Source organism: Labrys sp. (in: a-proteobacteria), from assembly GCF_047605565.1.
Lineage (GTDB): Bacteria > Pseudomonadota > Alphaproteobacteria > Rhizobiales > Labraceae > Labrys > Labrys neptuniae.
This window is the reverse complement of the sequence record NZ_JASGFM010000078.1, coordinates 1-9,728: the sequence shown is the minus strand read 5'-3', so window position 1 is coordinate 9,728 and position 9,728 is coordinate 1. Positions and strand designations below refer to the sequence as shown.

General features: G+C 64.4%; 10 protein-coding genes. 3 read left to right on the top strand and 7 right to left on the bottom strand.

Annotated elements, in window-relative coordinates:
- The coding region (locus QM672_RS32260) for a hypothetical protein (RefSeq protein WP_415087354.1) at nucleotides 1–913 on the bottom strand (913 nt) is incomplete at its 3' end.
- 203 nt (nucleotides 914–1,116) lie between these two features.
- Entirely contained in the window at nucleotides 1,117–1,995 is an 879-nt protein-coding gene (locus QM672_RS32255) for a LysR family transcriptional regulator (protein ID WP_415087353.1), read from the bottom strand.
- Nucleotides 1,996–2,069: 74 nt separating this feature from the next.
- Between QM672_RS32255 and pdxA the strand changes: the two genes are divergently transcribed.
- Nucleotides 2,070–3,140 (top strand): 4-hydroxythreonine-4-phosphate dehydrogenase PdxA, encoded by a 1,071-nt coding sequence (gene pdxA / locus QM672_RS32250; RefSeq protein ID WP_415087352.1) that lies wholly within the window; start codon nucleotides 2,070–2,072, stop codon nucleotides 3,138–3,140.
- The gene (locus tag QM672_RS32245; protein WP_415087351.1) at nucleotides 3,140–4,147 is read left to right on the top strand and encodes a cupin domain-containing protein; all 1,008 of its coding nucleotides are present in this window, start codon (nucleotides 3,140–3,142) and stop codon (nucleotides 4,145–4,147) included. The genes pdxA and QM672_RS32245 overlap by 1 nt, the downstream gene beginning before the upstream one ends.
- A gap of 22 nt (nucleotides 4,148–4,169) precedes the next feature.
- Here QM672_RS32245 and QM672_RS32240 read toward each other — a convergent pair whose 3' ends face one another.
- Nucleotides 4,170–4,367: a hypothetical protein gene (locus QM672_RS32240; RefSeq protein WP_311938888.1), complete on the bottom strand. Its 198-nt coding sequence runs from the start codon at nucleotides 4,365–4,367 to the stop codon at nucleotides 4,170–4,172.
- A gap of 154 nt (nucleotides 4,368–4,521) precedes the next feature.
- Nucleotides 4,522–5,226: an outer membrane protein gene (locus QM672_RS32235; RefSeq protein ID WP_415087350.1), complete on the bottom strand. Its 705-nt coding sequence runs from the start codon at nucleotides 5,224–5,226 to the stop codon at nucleotides 4,522–4,524.
- A gap of 237 nt (nucleotides 5,227–5,463) precedes the next feature.
- Between QM672_RS32235 and QM672_RS32230 the strand changes: the two genes are divergently transcribed.
- Nucleotides 5,464–7,272, top strand: a complete 1,809-nt coding sequence (locus tag QM672_RS32230) for a glycosyltransferase (protein WP_415087349.1) — start codon at nucleotides 5,464–5,466, stop codon at nucleotides 7,270–7,272.
- Between the two features lie 65 nt (nucleotides 7,273–7,337).
- Here the strand turns inward: QM672_RS32230 and gpt are convergent, their stop codons facing one another.
- The 3 genes from gpt to QM672_RS32215 form a co-directional block, all read right to left on the bottom strand.
- Nucleotides 7,338–7,838 carry a xanthine phosphoribosyltransferase gene (gpt, locus tag QM672_RS32225; protein WP_105862778.1) on the bottom strand — a complete coding sequence of 167 codons (501 nt, stop codon included), beginning with the start codon at nucleotides 7,836–7,838 and terminating at the stop codon, nucleotides 7,338–7,340.
- A 229-nt stretch (nucleotides 7,839–8,067) separates the two neighbouring features.
- Nucleotides 8,068–8,838: a competence/damage-inducible protein A gene (locus QM672_RS32220; protein ID WP_415087348.1), complete on the bottom strand. Its 771-nt coding sequence runs from the start codon at nucleotides 8,836–8,838 to the stop codon at nucleotides 8,068–8,070.
- 52 nt (nucleotides 8,839–8,890) lie between these two features.
- Nucleotides 8,891–9,728 (bottom strand): Mrp/NBP35 family ATP-binding protein (locus QM672_RS32215; protein ID WP_415087347.1); only part of this gene is annotated, 838 nt, incomplete at its 5' end.

Genomic DNA, 9,728 nt, shown 5'->3' with positions numbered 1-9,728 from the left:
AGTGCCAGCCATCGGCAAACCCCTGCGTCTGGGAGTTATCGATGTGGACCACGAAGACCGAGTTGCCCATCAGCCGGAAGCCGTCGCCAACGGCCCCGCCTGCAGGCACCCCCGAGGATGCAAACAAGTGGTTGATGTCCCAGCCGCCCGCGCTCCACACTTCAATCGCCTGATTGAAATTATCGACACGAACATTGTCGATCTTCCCGCCAATAGAGCCGGGGATCCATTTGCCGTAGAGGCCGATAGCGGTGTTGCCCGGTGTGGTCTGGCGAAGTTCCAAGTCGCTCAAAAAGATGGGGTTCTGAGTCCTCCCGGTGTCAGGGGAGTTGACGCAGACCTCGATGCCGTTAACGCCGCCGTCATACTGAAGGACCGTCTGCTTGTCGCCAGCACCGGCAATCGTCAGCGTTTGGGAGCAGGCCTTGAGCGCCCTGTTGAAGCGAGCGGTTCCAGCCCCAAGGGTGAAGGTTACCTTGCCGTTGGCGTTCGCATCGATGAGGGACTGAAAGATCGCCCAATCCAGATAATCACCTAGCGAGGTAGCGGCGGGAAGGATGGCCTGCCACTGGCTGAGCGTCCATCCCGACGTCGGGCGCCCGTTCAGGGAAGTAACCGAACTCAATGTCCTGGCGATACCATCGCCCCTATAGCCGAACCCGCGAAGGGTGGTTTCGTCGATCTCCGTAACGTTGCGAAGAGTGGCCGGGAGGTTCCATGCGCCCTTTTCGTCCAAACACCCAAAGGGGACTCCCTTGTCCGTCGCGTTGGAACTGTCGAGATCCCACAGGTAGAGACATCGGGAGGAACCCGACTTGTCGATAGACAATGTCGGCGTACCCCTGGCCTGGGCTTGGGCGAAAGCAGGCCCTGCGCACAGAAGAGCGAGCAGAGCCGCTATGAAACGGGTCATGATGACGAGTCCTGTGTTTCGGCGATTGTATCGCGGGTAGCGCCCAGGGACACCCTGCGGACACCCCGTTCCCCCAACGCTTGCATGCGAACTTCCTACGGATGTCATCGAGCGCGCCACGCCGTACGAGAGCGCCGTTATGGTCCCTCTGCCGAGCAGCATACCGGCATCAAGCCCGCTCCAGCGGCCGATTCAACGGTTCGCTAACCGAACGACTTCTGACATTCCGCCACGAGCCAGGCCATCAACTGCTCGCCTTTCGCACCCAGTTCTCGCTCGCCCGGCCAGACCAGTCCGTAATGCGTGCCGTCGGCCCAGAAACCGGCGGGCGCGGTGAGGCGGCCTCGCTTGAGGTCGTCGGTTGCCAATACCAGCGGGCCGAGGGCCACACCCAGGCCCGCCGAGGCCGCTTCCATCATCAGGAAATGGTGGTCGTAGAAGCGGGTTTCCTGCGGGCGCGGCCGGTGGGGGTGGCGCGCCAGCCATGTCGGCCAGGCGTCGGGGCGCGTCCTGCTGCCGAGGCCGATATAGGCGCCCTCCTCGAAATCGGCGAGGCGGTCGGGCACCATCACCGGCCCGACCTTTTCGGCGAACAGGCGCCGGACCTGCCAGGTCTCGGGCATGGCGAAGTCGAGGCGGCGGATGGCGAGGTCGATGCGCTCGCGCGCGAAATCGATCGAACCGCCGCCGACCGAAAGATGCAGGGCGATCGCGGGATGGGCCGCCTGGAAGCCGCCCAGGCGCGGGATCAGCCAGCGCATCGCCACCGAGGGCTCGCAGGACAGCACCAGGGCATCGTCCTGCGTCGCCGCGGCGCGCAGGCCCTGCACGGTGCTGCGCAATTCGCCGAAGAAACGGTTCACCGTCAGGAACAACGTCTCGCCCGCCGCCGTCAGCTTGAGGCCGCGGCCGCTCTTTTCGAACAGTTGGAAGCCCAGATCATCCGAGAGTTTGGCGATGCGCCGGCTGACTGCGCCATGCGTCAGTGCCAGCGTGTCGGCGGCCAGGCGTACCGAGCCCAGCCGCGCCGTGGCCTCGAAGGCGCGCAAATCATCGAGGGAGGGAATGACGGAGCGATCCATTGGTGATCTGATATCACCGATATCGGTTAGAAACTATCGCTTTTTTCGAACTTGTTTTCCTCGATAATCGGGTCATGCAAACAGTTCCTTCCGAAATCGCAGGCCTGTCCGGTGGAGAGCAGCCTCCCATTGTCCCAGCTGAAGCCCCCTCGCCGCTTGCCATCACCATGGGCGATGCCGCCGGCATCGGGCCGGAGATCATCGCCAAGGCCTTTGCCGGGGGCTGCGGGCGCTGTATCGTCTATGGCAGCGCCGGCGTGATGACCGATGCCGTGGCCCGCCTTGGCCTGGCATTGCGGGTTCGCAGCATCGCCGAGCCGGAGAAGGCCCGGTTCAGCCCTGATGTCATCGATGTCGTCGACGCCTGCGACATCCGAGAAGCGCCGCCTTCCGGCCGGATCAGCGCGGCTTGCGGCAAGGCTGCCCATGACGCGCTGCTGGCAGCCATCGGCGCCGCCAGAACGGGCACGGTGGCAGGCATCGTCACGGCCCCGATCAACAAGGAAGCGCTGGCGGCAGCGGGCCTGTCCTACCCAGGCCATACCGAGATCCTGGCCGCCCACGGCGGAGCCGCGCGGGTGGCGATGATGCTGGCCAATGACGAGATCCGGACAGTTCTCGTCACCATTCATACCGCGCTGCGCCTTGCCATCGAACAGGCCGATTTCGCAGCCCAGATGGCGGCGATCCGCTTTGCGCATGAAGGCGGGCGGGCGCTCGGCATTCCGGCGCCACGCATCGCCGTCGCCGGCCTCAATCCCCATGCCGGCGAAGGCGGCCTGTTCGGCAGCGAGGAGATCGAGATCATCGCGCCGGCCATCGCGGCGGCACGCCGCGAGGGCATCGACGCCAGCGGCCCCTGGCCCGGCGACACCGTGTTTTTCCAGGCCCGGCGCGGCCGGTTCGACGTGGTGGTCGCCCAATATCACGACCAGGGGCTCATTCCGATCAAATATCTCGGGCTGGATCGGGGCGTTAACATCACACTGGGCTTGCCTTTCATCCGCACCAGCCCCGATCATGGCACGGCGTTCGACATCGCCGGACAGGGCATCGCGGATCCTGCAAGCCTCATGACCGCCATCGCCTATGCCCGGCGTCTCATTGCGGCCAAAGCCGATACTGAAAGAGAGAGGGTCTCCTGATGGGTCTTCGCTTCATCTTCATGCTCACCCGCAACGACCAGACTGTCGAGGATGCGGACATGCATCTTCAAACGGCACTGAAACTCGGGATCCGCCATATCGGCTTCAAGGATATCGGCCTGCCGATCGAGCGGCTCAAGGACCTCAGCCGGATGATCCGGGCGGGTGGTGCGACCTCCTATCTCGAAGTGGTCTCCCTCGATCGCGACAGCGAACTCGCCTCGGCCCGGGCCGCTGTCGAGATCGGTGTCGATATCCTGCTTGGCGGCACGCATGTCGAGGAGGTGTCGGCGATCGTCAGGGGCACCCGGATCCGCTACTGCCCCTTCCCCGGCCGCATCAGCGGCCATCCCAGCGTGCTCGAGGGCAGCATCGAGGAGATCGTTGCCAGCGCCCGCAAGCTCGCCGCCCATGAAGGCGTGCACGGCCTCGACCTGCTGGCCTATCGCTCGAGGGAAGATGTGCCAGCGCTGATGCAGGCCGTGTGCGCCGCGGTGTCCAAGCCCGTCTACATGGCCGGATCGATCGAGACGCCCGGCCAGATCGCGGCGGTGAAGCAAGCGGGCGGCATGGGCTTCACCATCGGGACCGCCGCGCTCGACGGGCGCTATCCGGCCGAGAGCAAGGATGTGGCAGGCCAGCTTGCCTCCATCATGCGGGACGTGGCGGAGATCAACAACCATCTCTCCCCCTATCACAAGCAGAGCCTTACCTCAGCTTTCGGCGCCTTTGCCGACACGGCTTCGCCCCGGATTGCCGGGCGGATCAACGACATCGAGATCAAGCTCGCCAAGGTCGAGGCCGAATCCGGCTGGCATTTCAACGCCAGGGAGGATGCCTTCCTGCTGGTGCACAAGGGCCGCCTGCTCATGCGCTTCCGCGACCGCGACGAAGTCGTCGAGGAGGGCGATTTCATCATCGTGCCGCACGGGGTCGAGCATTGTCCGGAGGCGCTGACCGCCGAATGCCAGATCGTGCTGATCGAGCCGCCTCGCAGCCACGCCTGAACGCTGCGCCGGACTGCAATGCTCAGTCCGCGCTCCCCTCCTCCGCTCGTCCCCTCGCCTCGACGATCGCGGACTGCAGGGTGAACAGGCGGTACAAGGTCAGCGCCGCCTTGTAGGGATCGCCATCGCAGTCGCGGATGATGCCGTCCAGGGCTGCCGCTTCCTCCGCGGTCGCCGGCACGACCTCGTCCGCAAAGAGCACTTTCGGATCTATTGCCATCCCTGCCTCCCATCCTCGACTCAGCGCGAAATTAGCCGGGAAGCCAGGCGTTGGCCAGCATTTTGTTCTTGAATTGTTCTTATTTGAAATTCCGCCGCGCCGGACGAAAAAGCCCGGCGGAGCCGGGCTTCTCATACCGTCGCAGTGCGGTTAATCAGAACTTGTAGCTGATACCGGCCGTAACCGTCGTCTGGTTCCAGTCCGCCTTCACGCGGCCATCGGGCGTCGCGTAGCTCTTCTTGTTGAAGTCGCTGTAGCGCACTTCCAGGCGGCCGATCCAGTTCTGGGTGAAGGCGTATTCGGCGCCCAGGCCCACCGTCCAGCCGATATGGGTATTGCTGGAATCAGCACCGGCCGTGGAGAGCTTGGCATTGGCCAGGGCAAGGCCGCCGGTGGCGTAGATCAGGATGTTGTCGAAGGCATAGCCGACACGGGCCCGGGCCGAGCCCTGCCACTCGGTCTTCAGCTTGAGTGTGCGAAGCGTGCCGCCATAGTTGGCATGGGCGCTGCCGTTCAGGTTGGAGTAGTCGATGTCGCCTTCGACGCCGATGACGAACTCGTTGATCTGGTAGTTGTAGCCGGCATGGGCGCCGCCGATGAAACCGCTGAGATCGAACTTGTCCGCGAACTGCGGCGCAACCGTGGTCGTCGTCGTAACCGAGAAGAGCTTGCTCTGGTCGTCATTCTCGCGGCCCCAGCCATAACCGGCATGCAAACCCACATAGGGGCCGCTCCAGTTGTAAGGTGTTACCACCGGCGCAACCGGCTCGACGGCCTGCGCGGCCAGGTCGGCGGCATAGACCGAAGTCGAGCAGAGCAAGGCAGAAAGGCCGGCTATGGCGAAGCAAATCGTACGCATCGAATCCCCCTCGTAAAATGCGATACAAGCTATACTTTCAGGGCAAGTAAAAGTCGGTGACATATCGGCAACAGGCAAAATTAATTCGGCACCATAGCACCGCCATCGATGATTGCCTTGCCGGCGGATTTGGCCAGGGCTTGCAAGGCCTCGCCCGCTCGTGCTCTGCATCCTGCCATGCGGATCGTCCACGCCACGGCGGTGGATCCCGACCATGAAGAGGCAACAGGAGAAGGGATGAGCGAAAGCACTATCTCGATCACGCTTTGCGGCATCGACCTCGCGCTGATCTATCCCGACGATCTGGACGAAGAGATCTGGCCCTATTTCTGGCATGTCGCCCATGACGGCCAGCCGGAGGCTCCACCCGCGACCTTGCGCCTCTACCGCCAGGCCTACGGCCGGCTCGAACTCTATCGCGACGGCGCCCTGGTCTGGAAGGATCTGTCCTGGCCGGAGGCCCTGCATCCCCTGCTCGACGAGATCGGCCGCGTGGTGGCCGCGGCGTCCATCCGCCCGGTTCTGCGTGCCGCGGCAGTCGCCTATGACGGCAAAGTGGTGCTGATTGCCGGCCCTCCCGGCTGCGGCAAAACCGGCCTGGCAGCCTGGCTCGTCGAAAAGGGCTTCCAGTTCCTCGCCGACGATCTCGTCTGCCTCGGGGATGCGGAGGCGTCCGTGAGGCCGGGCTCGCTCGCCCTCGCGCCGCATGCGCAGGCATCGGCCCGGATCCTGTCTTCGCCGGCCTTCATCGATGCCTATGCCAGCCTCACCCAGGCGGGTGCCGTAATCAAGCCGGAGGCCCTGGCGGAGGGACATGCGGCCGAGTGGCCCTGCGCCCTCGTCCTCATCCCGCAACGCCATGAGGGCGCCGAACCCGACCTGCAGACGATCTCGACCGACAGGCGCCGCTTCTTTCTCGAACTCGCCCAGCATCCCGACCAGCGCATATCGGCTGCGACCGAAGCCAGGCTCACCGATTTCGCCCGGCAGGTGCCGATGGTCAGGGCCCGCTTCGGCCAGCCCGGCGACTGGCTCGACAACTTCCTCCGCCGCACGCTCGATGCCGGTCTGCCGGCGGCGAATGCGGTCCATCAGCGCAAGACCGAGGCGCGCCAGCAACTGGAGGCCGTGGCGGCGGTAACGGCGCGTCCGGCCGGCGACTGGTTCTTCCCCAAGCCGGCCCTCGCCGCACCGCGCAAGCGCCTGAGCATCGGCATGGCGACGTTCGACGACTATGACGGGGTCTATTTCACGCTGCAGGCCTTGCGGCTCTATCATCCCGAAGTCGCCGACGATCTCGAACTCCTGGTGGTCGACAACAATCCGAACGGGATGTGCGGCGACGCCCTGCGACGCCTTGCCAAGGGTTCGGGCGGGTTTCGCTATATTCCGGTATCAGAGAGCATCGGCACCGCCGTACGCGATTTCGTGATGCAGGAAGCCGCCGGCGAGCACGTTATGTGCCTCGATTGCCACGTCCTGCTGGTGCCGGGCGCGCTGGCCAGGCTGCTCGACTATTTCGAGCAGCATCCCGGCAGCAACGACCTGCTGCAAGGACCGCTGGTCAGCGACGACCTCACGAGCCTTTCCACTCATTGGAAGGCGGAGTGGGCCGGGGGCATGTATGGCACCTGGGCGCTCGACGCCGCTGGCAGGGATCCGGAGGCGCCGCCCTTCGACATCCCGATGCAGGGGCTCGGCCTCTACGCCTGCCGCCGCGCCGCCTGGCCAGGCTACAACAAGCTCTTCCGCGGCTTTGGCGGCGAGGAAGGCTATATTCACGAAAAATTCCGCCAGGCAGGCGGGCGCACCCTATGCCTGCCTTTCCTGCGCTGGATCCACCGCTTCGACCGACCGATGGGCGCGCCTTATACGATCAGCTGGCACGACCGTATCCGCAACTACATGATCGGCTTCGACGAGCTCGGCCTGCCGATGGACGAGATGCTGGCCCATTTCCGCGAACATGTCGGCCCGAGCGCGGAGCCGATCATCCGCAATTGCTGGGAGGAACTGGAACGGCTGCACATCGCGCAGCCGGGCTGATGCCATATCATCCCGAGAAGAGCGAGAAGAGTTGGTACCAACGCCGCGCTTTCAGCGCGCCGATGTCAGCCCTCGGTGCTCTGGGCGATCGGCGGCTGGAAGGCAAGGCCCATGTCCCAGGGGAAATAGATCCAGGTATCCTGGCTGACCTCTGTGATGAAGGTATCGACCAGCGGGCGGCCGAGCGGCTTGGCGTAGACGGTGGCGAAATGCGCCTTGGGCAAGCGGTCGCGCACCACCTTGGCTGTGGAGCCGGTATCGACGAGATCGTCGACCACCAGGATGCCTTCGCCGCCATTGGCAGCCAGCTTCTCGTCGACGTCCTTGAGCACCTGCAGGCCGCTCTGGGTCTTGTAGTCGTGATAGGAGGCGATGCAGACGGTCTCGATCAGGCGGATGCCGAGCTCGCGCGAAATGATCGCAGCGGGGACGAGGCCGCCGCGCGTGATGCAGACGATGGCATTGAAGGGGCCGCTGCCGGACAAGCGCCAGGCAAGCGCGCGCGCATCGCGGTGGAACTGATCCCAGGATACGGGGAAGGCCTTGTCGGGCTTCGGCGAGTTCATGATCCGGTCCCTAGCAAAAAATTCACCAGCTTCATCCACGGGTGGATGAAGCTGGTGAATTTTGCAAATGTTAAAAATCCCGCAAAGTATGGCTTATCGGGTTTCCGATCCGACGAGCCATAATTTGCGGGTTCGCGGGTCGCTCTTCATAGCGGTGAAATCGAACGGATCAAGCCCAGTTTTCGCCCTTCCACGCCATTTTACGAGCCAATCCCGGAAAAATCGGTGATCAGCGCTTGATGGTGGCGACCATCGCCTCGATATCGGCCTTGGCGGCAGCGACCTTGGCGGCATCCTTGCCCCGGATCACCAGCTGGGTCTGGAAGCCGGCCGGGCCGAAGGAGGGATAGGAGCCGATCGAGACTTCGGGATGAGCCAGCGCGATCGCCGCAAGCGGCTCGGCGACGGCGCCCTCGCCGATCCCCGGCCCCGGCGAAACGCTGTCGGACAGCGTGATGGCGCCCGTACGCATCCTGAGGATGGCGTTGTCCAGCATGCGCTGCATGATGTTGGGCACGCCCGCCATCACGATGACATTGCCCAGCATGAAGCCGGGTGCCGCGGAGACGGGATTGTCGACGAGCTCGGCCCCATCCGGAATGCGCGCCATGCGCAAGCGGGCCGGCGTCAGGTTTGCGGCACCGCCATAGTGCCTGGTCATCACCTCGACAGCGCGCTGGTCGATCTCGATGCCGACCCCGAAGGCCTTGGCGACGGAATCGGCCGTGATGTCGTCATGGGTCGGCCCGATGCCACCCGTCGACAGCACATAGTCATAGCGTGCGCGCAGGGCATTGACGGCCTCGACGATACGCTCCTCCTCGTCGGGAACGACGCGCACCTCCTTCACGTCCACCCCCGCACCCGTGAGGAATTCGGTGATGTAGCCGATATTCTTGTCCTTGGTGCGGCCCGACAAGATCTCGTCGCCGACGACGAGAATGGCGGCCGTCACGGATACAGGAGCGGCTTGCTCGGGATTTGCAGAGAGCGTTTCCATAGGCATTTCCGAATGATGTCGCTGTCGGGTTCCGGCGGGTTGCGGCCGGCCGTCACTCGATGACAATACGCGGCGGCTGGCGTTGATCAACACCCTCCCCCGACAGACCGGCCCAGACCTGCGCCGCGATCCGACGATAGATGCCGGCCTCGGCACTGTCCGGCAAGGTCGCAGTCACCGGCCTGCCGGCATCCGAGCGTTCGCGCACCTCCATGGACAGAGGCAGTTCGCCGAGGAAGGGCACGCCGAGCTTCTCGGCCTCGCGCCGTGCACCGCCATGGCCGAAGAGATGGCTGACATGGCCGCAATTGGGGCAGGAGAAGGTGGACATGTTCTCGATGATGCCGAGGATCGGCACGTTCACCTTCTGGAACATGCCGACGCCACGGCGCGCGTCGATCAAGGCAAGATCCTGCGGCGTCGAGACGATCACCGCGCCGGCCAAAGGCGTGTTCTGCGCCATGGTGAGTTGCGCATCGCCCGTGCCCGGCGGCATGTCGACCACCATGACGTCGAGTTCGCCCCAGACGACATCGCGCAGCAGCGTGGTGAGCGCCGACTGCACCATCGCCCCGCGCCAGATCATCGCGGTCTCCTGGTCGACCAGGAAACCGATCGACATCGCCTTTACGCCATAGGCTTCGAGCGGGATGATTTTCTTGTCGGCATTCTGTTCGGGCTTGTCGGTCAGGCCGAGAAGTTTTGGAACAGATGGTCCAAATATATCGGCATCGAGCAGCCCGACGCTCAGCCCCTGCGCTGCGAGGGCAATGGCGAGATTGCAGGCCGTCGTCGACTTGCCGACGCCGCCCTTGCCGGAGGCGACGGCGACGACGCGCTTGACGCTGGGCAGCACGGGCGGCCGCTGCTGCGGCGCATTGTGCGCGGCG